At 50.3% G+C, this 15370-nt stretch carries 14 protein-coding genes; 13 read left to right on the top strand and 1 reads right to left on the bottom strand.

Annotated features, from left to right (window positions below; all coding sequences use genetic code 11):
• The first annotated feature begins 35 nt into the window (after window positions 1-35).
• The 8 genes from miaB to HHL17_RS12250 all read left to right on the top strand — a co-directional run bounded on the left by miaB (window position 36) and on the right by HHL17_RS12250 (window position 7940).
• Window positions 36-1448, top strand: a complete 1413-nt coding sequence (gene miaB, locus HHL17_RS12285; protein ID WP_169225004.1) for a tRNA (N6-isopentenyl adenosine(37)-C2)-methylthiotransferase MiaB — start codon at window positions 36-38, stop codon at window positions 1446-1448.
• 55 nt (window positions 1449-1503) lie between these two features.
• Window positions 1504-2748, top strand: a complete 1245-nt coding sequence (locus HHL17_RS12280) for a sigma-54 interaction domain-containing protein (protein ID WP_169225003.1) — start codon at window positions 1504-1506, stop codon at window positions 2746-2748.
• A 16-nt stretch (window positions 2749-2764) separates the two neighbouring features.
• Window positions 2765-3286: an LPS assembly lipoprotein LptE gene (lptE, locus tag HHL17_RS12275; RefSeq protein ID WP_169225002.1), complete on the top strand. Its 522-nt coding sequence runs from the start codon at window positions 2765-2767 to the stop codon at window positions 3284-3286.
• Window positions 3287-3505: 219 nt separating this feature from the next.
• Window positions 3506-4708, top strand: a complete 1203-nt coding sequence (locus HHL17_RS12270; protein WP_169225001.1) for a hypothetical protein — start codon at window positions 3506-3508, stop codon at window positions 4706-4708.
• 5 nt (window positions 4709-4713) lie between these two features.
• Window positions 4714-5088: a preprotein translocase subunit SecG gene (gene secG / locus HHL17_RS12265; protein WP_169225000.1), complete on the top strand. Its 375-nt coding sequence runs from the start codon at window positions 4714-4716 to the stop codon at window positions 5086-5088.
• A gap of 73 nt (window positions 5089-5161) precedes the next feature.
• The gene (gene mltG / locus HHL17_RS12260; RefSeq protein WP_169224999.1) at window positions 5162-6205 is read left to right on the top strand and encodes an endolytic transglycosylase MltG; all 1044 of its coding nucleotides are present in this window, start codon (window positions 5162-5164) and stop codon (window positions 6203-6205) included.
• A gap of 21 nt (window positions 6206-6226) precedes the next feature.
• Window positions 6227-7207, top strand: a complete 981-nt coding sequence (locus HHL17_RS12255; RefSeq protein ID WP_169224998.1) for a YihY/virulence factor BrkB family protein — start codon at window positions 6227-6229, stop codon at window positions 7205-7207.
• A gap of 127 nt (window positions 7208-7334) precedes the next feature.
• Window positions 7335-7940: a redoxin family protein gene (locus HHL17_RS12250; protein ID WP_240975174.1), complete on the top strand. Its 606-nt coding sequence runs from the start codon at window positions 7335-7337 to the stop codon at window positions 7938-7940.
• On the opposite strand, the gene HHL17_RS12245 is transcribed toward HHL17_RS12250, so the two are convergent.
• Window positions 7941-10472 (bottom strand): M14 metallopeptidase family protein, encoded by a 2532-nt coding sequence (locus HHL17_RS12245; RefSeq protein ID WP_169224997.1) that lies wholly within the window; start codon window positions 10470-10472, stop codon window positions 7941-7943.
• A 67-nt stretch (window positions 10473-10539) separates the two neighbouring features.
• Between HHL17_RS12245 and ggt the strand changes: the two genes are divergently transcribed.
• From ggt to HHL17_RS12220, 5 genes are all read left to right on the top strand, one after another.
• Window positions 10540-12246: a gamma-glutamyltransferase gene (gene ggt / locus HHL17_RS12240; RefSeq protein ID WP_169224996.1), complete on the top strand. Its 1707-nt coding sequence runs from the start codon at window positions 10540-10542 to the stop codon at window positions 12244-12246.
• A 109-nt stretch (window positions 12247-12355) separates the two neighbouring features.
• Entirely contained in the window at window positions 12356-12877 is a 522-nt protein-coding gene (locus tag HHL17_RS12235) for a DUF1572 family protein (RefSeq protein ID WP_169224995.1), read from the top strand.
• A complete protein-coding gene (locus HHL17_RS12230) occupies window positions 12878-13303 on the top strand; it encodes a hypothetical protein (RefSeq protein WP_169224994.1) in 426 nt (141 codons plus the stop codon). It begins immediately after the preceding gene.
• Between the two features lie 6 nt (window positions 13304-13309).
• Window positions 13310-14365 (top strand): aminotransferase class I/II-fold pyridoxal phosphate-dependent enzyme, encoded by a 1056-nt coding sequence (locus HHL17_RS12225; protein ID WP_169224993.1) that lies wholly within the window; start codon window positions 13310-13312, stop codon window positions 14363-14365.
• 18 nt (window positions 14366-14383) lie between these two features.
• Entirely contained in the window at window positions 14384-15253 is an 870-nt protein-coding gene (locus HHL17_RS12220) for a TraB/GumN family protein (RefSeq protein WP_169224992.1), read from the top strand.
• Window positions 15254-15370: the final 117 nt, after the last annotated feature.

Below are 15370 nucleotides of genomic sequence, written 5' to 3'. Positions count from 1 at the left end.
ATCCTTATTTTTGCTCTCCAAAATTTTTGTCAGGAATGCTGGACCAGGATACTAAAGTGCATGATGAGAGCCGTCAGGGTGAAGCTTTTGCTCCCGTGACGACTAATGACCAAACATATAGGAAAAAATTTTATATAGAAAGCTATGGCTGTGCGATGAATTTCAACGACAGCGAAATTGTTGCCTCCATATTGAACCAGGAAGGATATGGTGCTACCCGGAATGTGGAAGAGGCCAATCTGATCCTGCTCAACACCTGCTCTATCCGTGAGAAAGCGGAACTGACCGTGCGTAAGCGGTTGACCGAGTTCCGGCGGATAAAAAAAGAAACCCCCGGCCTGCTCATAGGTGTGTTGGGGTGCATGGCAGAACGGCTCAAAACGAAGTTACTGGAAGAGGAGAAACTGGTGGACATGGTTGTAGGCCCGGATGCCTACCGTAGTCTTCCTTCCCTGATCGCGGAAGCGGAAACAGGCCAGAAATCGGTGAATGTGCTGCTGAGCCGCGAAGAAACGTATGGCGATATCAGTCCTGTCAGACTGGACAACAATGGGGTTTCCTCCTTTGTGTCTATCATGCGGGGTTGTAACAACATGTGCACTTTCTGCGTGGTACCTTTTACCCGTGGCCGTGAACGCAGCCGCGACGCGGTTTCTATCGTCAGGGAGGCAGCCGAGCTGTTTGAGAACGGCTACCGCGAAGTGACACTGTTGGGGCAGAACGTAGACTCCTACTACTGGACCAGCGACGATGGCAGTGAAACGGTGACTTTCGCCCAGCTGCTGGAGAAAGTGGCCCTGATCAACCCATTGCTGCGCGTACGTTTCAGCACTTCCCATCCTAAAGATATTACCGACGAAGTGCTCTTTACCATAGCGAGACACGAAAACATCTGCAATTATATCCACCTGCCGGTACAAAGCGGCAGCAACAGGGTATTACAGCTGATGAACCGTACATATACCCGTGAATGGTATATGAAGAAAGTAGAGCGTATCCGCGAAATCCTCCCCGGCTGCGGGCTTTCGACCGATATCATCTGTGGTTTCTGTAGCGAAACAGAGGAAGAGCACCAGGAAACCATGGACATCATGCGGTTTGCCGCTTACGATCTGGCCTATATGTACTTCTATTCCGAACGCCCCGGTACACTGGCACAGCGCCGTTATCAGGACGATATACCGGAAGACGTCAAAAAAAGAAGGCTTGCCGAAGTGGTGGAACTGCACCGGCAACAATCAGAAAAAAGCATGAAAAAAGATGTCGGCAAAACCTTCAGAGTGCTGGTAGAAGGCACTTCCAAACGTTCCGAAGAACACCTGTTCGGTCGCAATGACCAAAACAAGGTGATTGTTTTCCCCCGCGAAAACTTTAAAAAGGGTGAATACGTTATGGTGAAGATAGATAGCTGCACATCAGGTACACTTATAGGAAACGCAGTACAGTAGCCTGCCCGCTGCTGCCTGCTCATTTTTGGACCATTAAACAATCGGGTTACCACTTATGGACATACAGGCTATCAAAAACAGGTTTGGCATTATCGGAAACAGTCCCGCATTGAACTACGCCCTGCAGGTGGCCGCACAGGTGGCCAATACCGACCTCACCGTGCTGATTAACGGGGAGAGCGGCGTAGGTAAAGAAGTATTTTCCCAGATCATCCACGCGCTCAGCGCCCGTAAACATAATCCTTTCATCGCCGTTAACTGCGGCGCCATCCCTGAAGGGACCATCGATTCCGAACTGTTCGGTCACGAAAAAGGCTCCTTCACCGGCGCAGTAGACAGCCGTAAAGGTTACTTCGAAACCGTCAACGGCGGCACCATCTTCCTCGATGAAATCGGGGAAATGCCACTGGGCACACAGGCCCGCCTGCTCCGCGTATTGGAAACAGGCGAATACATCCGCGTAGGTTCTTCCAAAGTACAAAAAACGGATGTCCGTGTGATCGCCGCTACCAACCGTGATCTCCTGGAACGCACCCAGCACGGCAAATTCCGGGAAGACCTCTACTACCGCCTCAACACCGTGCCTATCCGCGTACCGGCGTTGCGCGACCGCAAAGAGGACATCCCCCTGCTGTTCCGTAAATTCTCCGTCGATTTCTCCGAGAAATATAAAACACCTTCCATCCAACTGGATGAAGACGCCCGTCAGATACTGGTCAATTACCCCTGGCGTGGTAATGTGCGTGAACTGAAAAATATCGCAGAACAGATCTCTGTATTGTCATCTGACAAACTGGTCACCGCCAACGACCTGAAAAGGTTCCTCCCGGAAATACCGGAAGTCAACAGGCTCCCGATGCTGGCTGCTCCGCAGCAACAGCCCGGCAGCGGCGGCGACTTCGCCTCTGAAAGGGACATCCTCTACAAACTTTTCTTCGACATGAAAAAAGATGTGACAGAGGTCAAAAAAATGTTCTTCGACATCCTGCAGAACCCTAATGCGGCGCACGCCACGGAATACCATCCGGAGAGCCATGTACTGCACAGCTACCCTGCCGGTAATGAAATGGCCGTACCCTCTTCCGGTATCAGCAATAACCAGCCGATTATCCTGGCAGACAATAAAATAGATCACCATGAGGAAGTGGAAGAAACGCTTTCCATTGCCGACAAGGAGAAAGAACTGATCGTGAAAGCACTGAAGAAACACAAAGGCAAACGCAAGGATGCCGCCCTCGATCTGGGCATTTCCGAAAGAACGCTTTACCGCAAATTAAAAGAATATAACATCGCCGAATAAACGAATTTTCAGCAGCATGACCACTACCATCCGAACATTCATCGCCCTTGCCATCATAGCGCTACTTGGGGGTTGCAGTGTACACTATTCCACCACCGGCGCCAGCATCGACAATGAGGCCAAAACGGTGAACGTACGTTTTATTGAGAACAGGGCGCCTATCACCAACCCTACCCTCAGCCAGAAGATCACCCAGAAACTGCGTGATAAAGTCACTTCCCAGACCAGGCTGACACAGGTGGGCGATAATGAGCCCCGTGCCGACTATGAGTTCCGTGGCGCTATTACCGGTTATTCCTTCTCCAACGCCGCCGTTACCAACGTAGACCAGGCCGCCACTTCCCGTCTGAATGTGACCATCAACATCACGTTTATCAAACGGGTAGGCGATAAAAAAGGCTTTACCCAGTCCTTTACCCGTTCTGCTGACTTCTCTGCCAACCAGCTTCCTTCCGTTGTGGAAAACAACCTGCTGGAGAGCAATATCATCCCCGGCATCGTGGACGATATTTTCAACAGGGCTTTCGCTAACTGGTAATACTATCGGGTTATTTTGATATTTTTTTATTTAGCTATTTGATTTACGGATTTTGGAATTTCTTGATTTTGAAATTTGGGGAGCGGGAAGATCATATCACGTCCTATAATGTTGATCATTTGCTGCATTGAAATTCGTAAATCAAAAAATTCCAAAATCCGTAAATCAAATAATTCAATGATCAAATAACCAAATAATAAAATTCACTACATTAGGACTATGATCGCAAACACAATCATCGCACACGTCTTTTTGCAGGCCAGCCTGCACAAGGTAGATGTGGCCGCCATGGACAAGCTGGTAGCGGAATATCCCTATTTCTCTGCCGCCCGGCTCCTGCTGGCCAGAAAGGTATATCACCAGCATGGCGACCTTCATGATCCCGCCATCAAAAAGGCAATGTTGTATAGCGGTCAGCCTCACCATTTTTATCATATCGTGACCCACGAGCCGGTACTGGAAACCGTGGAAGACCGTGTACCACCGGCCATACCCGTTGACGCCCTCCCCGATGACCTCCCGGCTGCACCAGCTGCCGAAGAAAACCTGACGGAGGAGATGCCGGTTGCCATTACGGAAAACGGACAAACGGCCGCTGAAACAGAAGAGGAGACCGACATACCGGTTGCCCTGGAAGCGAAAATGATGGAAGAAGAAACAGAAAAAGAAGTGAAAGAAGAAGTGGAAGAAGCGCACACAATCGCAGCACCTGTTGCCATACCAGTCATGGCGGAAGAAACGCCCGTTATGGAAGCTGCTGCTGAAATGCCTGCCGCAACGGCTGTTAACGGCACCGCAAACTACGAATCAGCCGATCCGGACGCGATATTAGCTGAAATCCCGGAGCAGGCTGACATGGTGGCAGCGCCGGAAACTGACCGTACGCCTCACCAGGCTGCAACAGAGGAAGCGTCAGATCATGCAGAGAGCACAGACGTACTGCCGATTAAAATATTCCCATTGGAGCTGTCAATGACAGAAGAAACCACGTTGACGTTCCAGCCGCTGTATACCGATGATTACTTCGCCTATAAACGGCTGAAAGACCCGGAACAGGCAGACGAGCTCAGCGCGCAGGGCGAGGCGGAAATGAAAAGTTTCACCTCCTGGCTGCGGCAGATCAAGGACAACTTCTCCGGCAGGACCAGCAAAGACTGGTATCACCAGCAGCTCCACCGCCTTTACCAAGACGATGAAGAACCGGAAGTATCAGAAACCGTCGAAAAAATGGCGATGGATTCCATTACTTTCAACAACGATATCGTATCTGAAACACTGGCAGATATATGGGTACGTCAACGACAGTACCAGCAGGCAATCAGGATTTATCAAAAATTAAGTTTGCTTAATCCCGACAAAAACGCTTATTTTGCGCAGAAGATACAAGAACTAAAATCTTTAATAGATAAAAGCAAACATTAATATTTATGTTAATCATTTTTGGTATCCTGATCATATTAGCCTGTGTGTTGTTGGGCTTTTTCGTGCTGATCCAGAACCCTAAAGGAGGCGGCCTGTCCGGTTCTTTTGGTGGTATTGGCAATCAGGTGATCGGGGTGCGTCAGACAACTGACGTTTTGGAAAAAGGTACCTGGATACTGGCAACTATCATTGCTGTACTCTGCCTGACAGCTCCTTTCTTTATCGGTAAATCCGCCAAGGTATCCAACTCCGCACCTACTGCCGTTGAAAGAGCTGGTGGTGGTGTACCTGCTCCGGCTCCCGCACCTGCGCAACTGCCAGGTACCCAGCCGCAACAACCGGCGCCGAATACTCCGGCTCCTTCCACTCCAGGCAAATAATATCTTTCTGAATAATATTTTATAAAACCTCGCCGTTAAAAGCGAGGTTTTTTTTAATCACTACCCGCTACGAATGGCTAAGAAACGAAAACCTACCAACGTATGGCTTAAACGCAGCCTCCTCATCGCCGGCTGCCTGGCTGCAGGTATCCTCGTATATTTCTCTTACCGGGTGTTTGGCCCCAATACAAAAGCTTTCGGCGATTCCAAATACTTCTATGTCCGCACCGGCAGCACCTATGACGACGTACTCGAAGGACTGGAAGACCAGGGCATCATCCGTAACCGTAACAGCTTCAATTGGGTGGCCAGGGAACTGGGATACCCCTCCCGGGTAAAAGCCGGTCGCTACAAAATTGCCCATGGCATGAGCAACTTCGATATCGCGAAACTGCTCCGCTCCGGTAAACAATCACCTGTAGTACTGGTAATCAATAAACTGCGCACCAAGCAGGACCTGATCCGGAAAGTCAGCAACAACCTGGAAGCCGATTCCAACGCGCTCCGCGCCCTGCTGTCTGACCAGGTATACCTCCGTCAGTTCAACCTCGACACCAATACCGCCATGTGCGCGGTGGTACCCAATACGTACGAGTTCTACTGGAATACCAATGCAGAAACCGTCTTCAAAAAACTGGAAAAGGAAAGGGAAGAATTCTGGACCAGCGACCGCCGGGAGAAAGCGAAAACACTGGACCTCACCCCTGTTCAGGTAACCATCCTGGCGTCTATTGTGGAAGAAGAAAGTAACAAGCTGGATGAAAAACCGATCATTTCCAGCGTATACCTGAACCGCTTCCGCAAAGGCATGCGCCTGCAGGCCGATCCTACGGTTAAATTTGCCCTGCAGGACTTTGGCCTGAAGAGAATACGCGAAACGCATACCCAGTTCGATTCTCCGTATAATACTTACCGTTATGAGGGTTTCCCTCCGGGCCCTATCTGCACACCGTCTGAAAAAACAATAAACGCCGTACTGAACACACCGGATACAGATTATTTGTACTTTTGCGCCAGGTCTGATTTTTCAGGCTATCATGCTTTTGCAGCCACATATGCGGAACATCTGATCAATGCAAGAAAATATCAGGCTGAACTGAACAAAAGAGGATATTAATACCTAAATAACAACATCGCTTTGGTTTTTAAACCCGAAAACATCATCTTCCGTTCACGTCCTTACCGTTGGTTGGTAAACAGGAGTAAAACCCTTATCCTCCCAGGTTTTGAAGGACTGCCACTGTATGATGTGCTGAAATATTTCGGGCAGGAAACCAAAGCGAGAGGTTTGGGAGACAGGGCCAGGGCTATTTCTTTCAACTTCCTGCTGGCTATTCCGCCTTTCTTCATTTTCCTGTTTACGCTCGTTCCCTATGTGCCCGTAAAAAACATAGAGCCTACCCTCTATGACCTTGCGCAGGACCTCACGCCCAACTACAATACCTACATGATTGTAAGGGAAATGATCCATGACTTCCTGTACACACACCGCAATGGCTTGTTGTCCGTGGCTTTCCTGATGGGTTTCTTCTATTCCTCCAATGGCGTGATGGGCATTCTTCGCTCCTTCAGTAAAATAGAAGGCGCCGGTTTCCGTAGGCGCAAATGGTGGCAGAACCGCCTGATTGCCCTGGAACTGACGCTGATACTGGTCATATTGCTGCTGGTGACCGTGGCACTGATCATTATTCAGGGAGCTACCCTCCGCTGGCTGTTCAATCTCACTGGTGTACAAAACGCGCGGTTGCTCAGTCTGATCGATGTGGCCCGCTGGGTATTCATCGTATTCCTGTTTTATTCCGTGAATTCAGTGCTGTACCGCATTGGCGCCGCCACTACCAAAAGATGGAAGTTTATTACCGCCGGTGCTACGGTGAGCACCATTTTTATGATAGTAGTGACTATCGGCTTTTCCTATTTCGTGAACCACTTTGGTAACTATAATAAGATCTATGGTTCTATCGGTACGATCCTGATCCTGATGTTGTGGGTGTTTTTCAATTCGTTTATCCTGCTGGTAGGCTTTGAGCTGAATGCCAGTATCCGCGCGCTAAGCGATGCGCGACAGGAAAAAGAGCAGGAACAGGAAAAGCCAGCCACCAGCCCTCTGCTCCACTAGCCTCCCACTTACCGAAAATTTTTATTTTATCTTTTTTTATTATATCTTTCTAGAGATTTCCTTTCAACTGTCAGGAAAATTACTGTCGCATTGATTATATTTATACTGGACATGAAATCCTCATGATATGATGAAGTCCGCTCTCTACCTTGCCTGTGCCCTCGTCTTTACCGCAGCCATACCGGCTGTCGAGAATCCGCTTGAACCTGGTGCTTCCCTTCCCAAACCTGATATGAAATGGATGGATGTTTCCGGAAAAGAAATTTCCCTGAATAATGCCAAAGGCAATAACGGCCTGCTGATCGTCTTTGGCGGCAATCAGTGCCCGTATATGGTCCGCAACCAGGAACGGCTGCACAATATCTGCGCTTTAGCCCATAAAAACGGGATTGGTGTAGTAATGGTGAATTCCAATGAGGCCAATCGTGCCGACGGAGATTCGTTTTCCGCCATGAAGGCCTACGCCACGCAGCATGCGTTTCAATGTTATTACATTCTGGATAAGAATGCGGAGCTGGCAGATGCTTTCGATGCCAATCATACTCCGGAGTGTTACCTGTTTGACAAGAACAACCGTCTTGTATACAAAGGCGCCATTGATGATAACCCGGGCAATGCAGATGCGGTAAAAGCCCGTCATCTGCAAAATGCCATCACTGAATTGGTGGCTGGCAAATCCATTACCACCAACACCTCCAGCACACTGGGCTGTAATATTAAAAGGAACCGCTGATTACTGTCCAACGAGGAACACAGCGTTACTGAACATCAGTTTACCATTTTCCCAGAAGCTTCTGAACAGCGGATTATCGGCGAGGATTACCACTGAGCCGTTGCCAATTTCCTTTACTCCGAACAGCAGTCCGTCTTTCAGGCGGTTACGGGTATCTGCGCCCACAAAGCCGCTGAGGTAATTGTCTTTCTTTAAGACGCCAACGTTCCAGCCATTGTTGTCGATGAACTCATACAACCGGCTGTCCTGTTTGAGTGTGTAGTACGTTCCCGGGTAACCGAAGGCCAGCGGATGAGTAGTGTCCAGCTGTACTTTAAAGATAGCTCCCGGAATGAACTGCCTTACGCTTTCCCGTTCACGGTTAGCATAAGGTTTCAGCATATCATAGGGAGATTCTTCTACCTGTTTGTTTTTTTCCGATGCGGCTTCTTCTTTTTCTTTTTTCAGCTTAATGCCCCATTCTGCTTCTGCTACCTGTTGTGCGGCAGTTTCAAGGGCAATCAGTTTACCGCCTTTACTGATCCATTCTTTCAGGCGTTCAGTGGCTGACTTATCAGTGAATGTTTTATACTCACCATCAGCGAGTATCAGTACATCTGTCTGGTCCCATTTTACATTACTCAGATTTCGTTCATTCACCACCGTGATAGGGTAGTCCAGCTGCTGTTCAAAGAAATGCCATATTTCGCCCACGCCCAGCGAAGAAACGTCATCGCCGGTCACCAGCATTACTTTGGGAGCTTTGATATAACGAATCCTGTCGGACCCGAAATCCATTCCTTTTTCTACAAAGCCGGTCGCCACCGCATCCAGTGTGATCTTATATTTATCAGCCTGAGAAGTGATATAGCTATCGAATGATACACCGTTGTTGTTATTACCAGTACGGGTGATCACGAGCGTGCCAGCGGGAAATGTTTTACCGCCTGAAGTAAAAGAAGCTTCCGTGAAACGTACTTTCATTCCGCGTTTGAGCAGTGCGGAAAGGAATTTCACATCGCGGACACTGTTCCATTGCGCCAGGTAAGCGTACGGATGTTGTGCCGCCAGTGCTGTATTGGCCGGTGCGGCAGGTGCATCCGCAGTTGGCGTCAGTGGCTGTTTCAGCGCGTAAGACGTCAATCCGTACACATAAGGCATGGCCCATGCAGTAATATCATATGTCACCGAATCAGTGAGGCGGGATGTGGGTTCAAACAGCACGCGCAACATATTGGAGCGGGGCTGATAGGCGTTGATCACCAAATCTTCCTTACTGATAGAGAAAGCTTCCGTTTTACCAGTGAAGTAATTAAACCCGCTGACATTGCCGGCATTGGCACCGTAACCGAACGCGATATTATTTCTGCGCAGCAGGTCCGCCAGTCCATTCAGTTTCTCCGGGTTACCACCGGCTTTGATCACATAAGATTTATAACCGCCCTGCGGGTCTTTTTTTGCTGTTTCAAAGTATTGCACATATTCTTTCAGGATACGGCCAGCCTGCTGGGAAGCCACTTCGATGGTAGACATCCCGGTAGTGAAGTGGTGGGCGATACGGTCTGTCAGTGTCAGCGTATCACCATCCCTTTTCAGTACCGCCACGCCGGCGCGGCCACTGCCGCCCTGTTCGTAGGTCATGCCGATTGCGCCGTTATACATGGGATATGTATCGCCGTAGCTGGGATAGAAAAGATCAAAACGTTCTTTGGTAAAATAGAGCCATCCTTCCTGATCGAAATATTTTGCGTTGTTTTTACCGATCATCACCTGGACTTCGCGCTGCCAGGGGGTGATGGCGTCATGGAAAGGCTCTGCTGCCGGCGCAAAATAATAGGGTGCTTCGATTTCCTGTTCATGGAAATCCACATGCAGCTGCGGCATCCATTGGTTGTAGCGGGTTACCCGTTGCTGTGACTCACGCTGCGTTTGCCATGCCCAGTCCCGGTTCAGGTCAAAGTAGTAGTGGTTGGGCCTTCCACCGGGCCAGGGTTCATTATGTTCGCGGGAGTAGCGGTTCACGTCCGGTTGCAGGCTGCGTACCGCATTATAGAAATTGACATACCGCTCACGCCCGTCAGGGTTGAGGCAGGGGTCTATGATCACCACGGTATTTTGCAGCCATTGCTGCGTTTGTGCGTTGCCGTTATTCACCAGTTCATACAGCGTTTTCATGGCTGCTTCGGTAGAAACGGCCTCGTTGCCATGTACATTGTAGCTAAGCCATACGATCACGGGCTGGTCGCCGGACTGGCCGCCTTTGGCCATCGACATGTCGAAGCTTCTCTGCCTGATCTCGTCCAGCCGGCTGAAATTGGCCGGGGAAGCGATGGTAGCGGTAATCAGCGGACGGCCTTCGTAGGTGGTGCCATACTGTTCCACCTTCACATTTTTGGCCGTAGCCGCCACCTGTCTGAAGTAATCCAGTACACGGTAATGGGGGGTGAACTGACTACCCAATGGGTAGCCCAAAAACTGGTCAGGCGTAGGGATCTGAGCCATAGCGGTAGTAAAGCCAAGCAACAGCAGTGCCAGAAGAAGGTGTTGGCGCATAGCAACAAATAGTTTGATACCGTAAGATAGGGATTGTTTTGTTAATTTACACGCAAACAGAAGCATCATGCGTTTCCTGATCATATTCGGACTGGCGGTAAGCAGCATCTATACTGCCTGCGCCCAGTCCCCGGTCCAACAGTTACGGCCTTATGACTACAAGATTGAGAAGAACATTACCGTACCGCATGGGGCGGTAGTATCAGCCCATCCGCTGGCCAGCCGCGTAGGCGCCATGATACTGCAGCAGGGCGGCAATGCCGTAGATGCAGCCATCGCTACCCAGCTGGCATTGGCCGTGGTATATCCTGGCGCCGGCAACCTGGGTGGTGGCGGTTTCATGGTGGCGCAGCTTACCAATGGCACACAGGTAGCACTGGACTACCGGGAGACAGCGCCGGCCAAAGCCCGTCGGGATATGTACCTCGACAGCGCCGGCAATCCTATCACCACGCTGAGCCTCGACGGCCACCTCGCCGCCGGTATCCCCGGCACAGTGGCAGGCATCTTCGCCTCCATGAAATATGCAAAGCTGCCTTTCTCCAAACTGATAGCCCCTGCTATTTTGCTGGCAGAGAAAGGTTTCGCTATCACCGCTTCAGAAGCATCCAACCTCAACACCTATAAAGCCGATTTCCAGCGTCTCAACACGGCGCCTACCGCTTTTGTAAAAGAACAGCCCTGGAAAGAAGGCGATACCCTGGTACAGAAAGACCTTGCACATACGCTGACGCTTATACGAAATAAAGGCGCTGCCGGCTTCTATGAAGGAGAAACGGCCGCCAATATAGTAGCAGAGATGCAGCGCGGCCATGGCATCATGACCCTGGCTGACCTGAAAAACTATAAAGCACGCGAGAGAAAAGCCTTGTCTTTTAACTATAAAGGCTATACGATTGTCACCATGCCGCTGCCCTCCAGTGGCGGTATCTGCCTGCAACAAATGATGGGCATGATGGAAAATTACCCGGTGGCCGACTGGGGATTTCATTCTCCCAAAGCCGTTCAACTGATGATTGAAGTAGAGAGAAGAGCTTATGCCGACCGCGCTCAGTTCCTCGGTGACCCTGATTTTGTAAAAGTACCAGTGGCACAGCTCACCAGTAAAAAATACCTCGCCGCCCGCATGGCGGATTTTGTGCCTGGCAAAGCCGGCAGCAGCGAAGCCACCAAAGCCGGCACTTTCCCGGAGAGTGAGGAAACCACGCACCTCAGCATCATCGATGACAAAGGCAACACCGTAGCCGTCACCACTACGCTCAACGGCCACTACGGCAGCCGCACCGTGGTGGGCAAAGCAGGTTTCCTGCTCAACAATGAAATGGACGACTTCAGCGTAAAGCCCGGCGTACCTAATATGTACGGCCTTGTGGGCACCGAAGCCAATGCCATTGCCCCCGGCAAACGCATGCTCAGCTCCATGACGCCCACGATTGTATTACAGGGAAAGCAACCACTGTACTCCCTCGGTACACCCGGTGGCTCCACCATTATCACTTCCGTTTTCCAGACACTGATGAACACCCTTGAATTTGGTCTTTCTCCGGCTGACGCCATCAACAAGCCCAAATTCCACCATCAGTGGCTGCCCGATGAAATAGCCGTGGAAAGAGATTTCCCGGAAGAGGTGATCACCACCCTGCAACAAATGGGTTACAAAGTAGTGAAACGTAATCCCATCGGCCGCTCTGAAATTATTAAACGTACACCCGGTACACGCGCACTCGATGCTGCAGGCGATAAACGAGGTGACGACAGCGCTGCCGGTTATTAATTTAGGGATTTACGAATTTTTTGATTTTGGGATTTTGTTGCGGGTAAGCAGCTGCCTCCATTAAACCAAATCAAAAAATCCCAAAATTCGAAAATCAAAAAATATTTATATGCAACTTTATCTGGACAGTGCTTTACAACGGTTCCGCTCTTATTATGACATGGGCACCAAAACCATTGAACGGCTGGATGCCAGCCAACTCCACTGGCAACCACAGGGTGAGCCCAACAGCATCGCGATGCTCGTGAAACACCTGCGCGGCAATATGTTGTCACGCTGGACCGACTTCCTCACCTCCGATGGAGAGAAACGTGACCGTCATCGTGATGAAGAATTCGAAGAAGACCAGGCGTCCAAAGAAACCATCCTGCAACGCTGGCATGAAGGCTGGGACTGCCTCCTGAAAGCTGTTGGCAGCCTTACGCCGGACGATCTCGAAAAAACGGTGTATATCCGCGCAGAAGCCCATTCCGTACTCGACGCCATCAACCGGCAAATGACCCATGTGCCCTATCATGTAGGACAAATGGTATATATCGGCAAAATGATCCTTGGTGAAAACTGGCAAAGCCTTTCCATTCCCAAAGGCCAGTCAGAAGCTTTCAACAAGGAAAAATTCGGGAACAAATAAATGATGAAACTACGTACTATCTTTACCGTTATCCTGCCCGCAGCAGCGTTATTTGCCTGCAATACCGGCAGAACAGACGAACTGCTGAAGCACAAGAAATGGCGTGTATACGATGTAAAGGTGCCGCAGGGTGACCCGTATAACAACACCCAGCTCATTCAGGCCAAAGACCTGAAAGACGGCTATTATACTGACGTATACTACCAGTTCCTGGACAACAATGTATTTGTGGCCACCATCGCGGGCAAACCGGATTCCGGCAAATACTTTCTGCTTAGCAACGGCAAGGTGATCTCCGTCACCGCCTCCAACGGTTCCCGTTCGGCGGAAAACCTGGTCACCGTGGAAAAGCTGGATGAATCCCACTTTGATATGAAAGTGAAATCCGGCGACTACCATTTTATTCTGCGTACCCGAAAAGAATAACTACCTATGCTTCTACACACCGATATTACCCCGGGAAGGACCGCTACAGTTGACAACCGCAGCTGCCTGTTCTTTTCGGGCTTTTCCTATCTCGGTTTACATCAGCAACCCGCTTTTAAGAACGCCTTCATCGAAGGCATCCAGCGTTATGGAACGCTTTTCCCTTCTTCCAGAGCAGGCAATGTCCGGTTGCCGCTTTTTGAAGAAGTGGAACATGCCCTTTGCACGCACCTGGACCAACAAGCCGCTGTGGTGCTTTCCTCCGGCTATATGGCCGCGCAGGCAGCCATCCATTATGCCGCTACCCGCGGCCAGCTCTGTTATGCGCCCGGCGCCCATCCGGCATTATGGCTCGGTACTCCGCAGCTGCCGGCCGGCAACAGGGCGCAATGGGAACAGGACACTGTCGCCCGCGTGAACAGTCAGCCGGACCATCATTACGTCATCGTCACCGATGCACTGAACCCCATCACCGGAGAAGTATATGCGTTTGACTGGCTCCGCCTGCTGCAACGCAAAGTACTGGTACTGATAGACGACTCTCATGGCATTGGTATCCTTGGTCCCCGGGGCCAGGGCAGCATTCACTTTCTGCCGGGCACAGAGCAGGTGCGCTATCTCATCACCGCCTCGCTGGCCAAAGCTTACAGCGTGGAAGGCGGCGTAGTGGCAGGCCATGCCGCCGATATCGCCGCCCTGAAAAAGAACGGGTTCTTTACCGGCAGCACGCCCATGATGCCGGCCGGTGCACATGCCTGGTTACAATCTGCCGACCTCGTCCGGCAACAACGGATGCTATTACAGCAGAATGTGGCCTACTTCCTGCACCTGGCGGCCAATTCCACCATTCACAACCCACACGCGCTGCCTGTGTTTATCCTGCCACAACCGGCAGAAAAACAACCGTTGTTAAACTATCTGGCCGAACGGGATGTTATCATTTCCAGTTTCCCTTACCCGTTTCCCCACAGCCAACCGGTAAACAGGGCCATCATATCAGCACTGCATACCCAGCAGGATATCCTGACCCTTTACCAGTTTCTGAAAGAATATGGTTATTAACAATAAAAATTCTGGTCAATGTTACGCCCTCTGAAAACCCTCGCTCCCTTGCTGCTGGCACTGCTGGTGCAGCTCTCCGGCAATGCACAAGGCAAATCCCTGTTATGGAAAGTAACCGGCAAAGGCCTCAGCGCCCCCTCCTACCTCTTCGGTACCATGCATCTGGTCTGTAAAAACGACCTGTCGTTTGCCCCTGCTGTCACCAATGCCTTGCAAGGAGCACAAACCATGTGTATGGAAATAGATCTCATGTCCGATAACAAGGACAAACTGCAGTCACTGGTATTCAACCAGGATGATGGCTATTCCCTGCGGAAATTGTTCGACTCCTCACAGTACGCCATGGTAGACCGGTTCTTCCAGGATTCCCTGCACTTCAGCCTTGCTCCACTTGACAAAGCCAAACCTTTTATGCTGACTACCCTGCTGATGATGAAACAGGTACCCTGCCAGAACCAGGACATCGCTGCACCGGACAGGGAACTGGCCACCCTGGCCACCAACAAAAAAATACCTATCGCTACCCTCGAAACGGTGGAATCACAGATGGCCCTTTTTGACAGCATCCCCGATAAAACAGAAGCAGAGATGATTGTGCGGCTGGTAAAGGATATCAAGAACAACGACAAAGAAGCCCGCGTGATGATGGACACCTGGAAACAACAGGACCTTGATAAACTCTACAAATTAGTCGTACAGTCCCCTGACCTGAAAAATTATCAGGACCTGATGATCTTCCGCCGCAATGCCGCATGGATACCACAGCTCGAACAACTGATGTCGAAAGGCGCGGTGTTTGTTGCCGTAGGCGCCGCGCACCTGGCGGGCGACAAAGGGCTCATTGCCCTGTTAAGGAAAGAAGGATATAAAGTGGAAGCCGTCAATTAATATTCAGGGATTTTTTGATTTACGATTTTTTGATTGAATGTTTGCTCAAACTCCCTTCAAATCCCTAAATCGTAAATCAAAAAATCCCTAAATAACCCCTATTTTTGCCGGATAAAC

The organism is Chitinophaga fulva, from assembly GCF_012927205.1.
In the GTDB taxonomy this organism is placed as follows: domain Bacteria; phylum Bacteroidota; class Bacteroidia; order Chitinophagales; family Chitinophagaceae; genus Chitinophaga; species Chitinophaga fulva.
The sequence above is the reverse complement of the archived record's forward strand: the minus strand, read 5'-3'. Positions and strand labels throughout refer to the sequence as shown.

What these genes read in the sequence shown, in the direction of transcription:
- miaB (WP_169225004.1), top strand. Translation starts at nt 36, where the DNA reads ATGCTGGACCAGGATACTAAAGTGCATGATGAGAGCCGTCAGGGTGAA.
- HHL17_RS12280 (WP_169225003.1), top strand. Translation starts at nt 1,504, where the DNA reads ATGGACATACAGGCTATCAAAAACAGGTTTGGCATTATCGGAAACAGT.
- lptE (WP_169225002.1), top strand. Translation starts at nt 2,765, where the DNA reads ATGACCACTACCATCCGAACATTCATCGCCCTTGCCATCATAGCGCTA.
- HHL17_RS12270 (WP_169225001.1), top strand. Translation starts at nt 3,506, where the DNA reads ATGATCGCAAACACAATCATCGCACACGTCTTTTTGCAGGCCAGCCTG.
- secG (WP_169225000.1), top strand. Translation starts at nt 4,714, where the DNA reads ATGTTAATCATTTTTGGTATCCTGATCATATTAGCCTGTGTGTTGTTG.
- mltG (WP_169224999.1), top strand. Translation starts at nt 5,162, where the DNA reads ATGGCTAAGAAACGAAAACCTACCAACGTATGGCTTAAACGCAGCCTC.
- HHL17_RS12250 (WP_240975174.1), top strand. Translation starts at nt 7,335, where the DNA reads ATGATGAAGTCCGCTCTCTACCTTGCCTGTGCCCTCGTCTTTACCGCA.
- HHL17_RS12245 (WP_169224997.1), bottom strand. Translation starts at nt 10,472, where the DNA reads ATGCGCCAACACCTTCTTCTGGCACTGCTGTTGCTTGGCTTTACTACC.
- ggt (WP_169224996.1), top strand. Translation starts at nt 10,540, where the DNA reads ATGCGTTTCCTGATCATATTCGGACTGGCGGTAAGCAGCATCTATACT.
- HHL17_RS12235 (WP_169224995.1), top strand. Translation starts at nt 12,356, where the DNA reads ATGCAACTTTATCTGGACAGTGCTTTACAACGGTTCCGCTCTTATTAT.
- HHL17_RS12230 (WP_169224994.1), top strand. Translation starts at nt 12,878, where the DNA reads ATGATGAAACTACGTACTATCTTTACCGTTATCCTGCCCGCAGCAGCG.
- HHL17_RS12225 (WP_169224993.1), top strand. Translation starts at nt 13,310, where the DNA reads ATGCTTCTACACACCGATATTACCCCGGGAAGGACCGCTACAGTTGAC.
- HHL17_RS12220 (WP_169224992.1), top strand. Translation starts at nt 14,384, where the DNA reads ATGTTACGCCCTCTGAAAACCCTCGCTCCCTTGCTGCTGGCACTGCTG.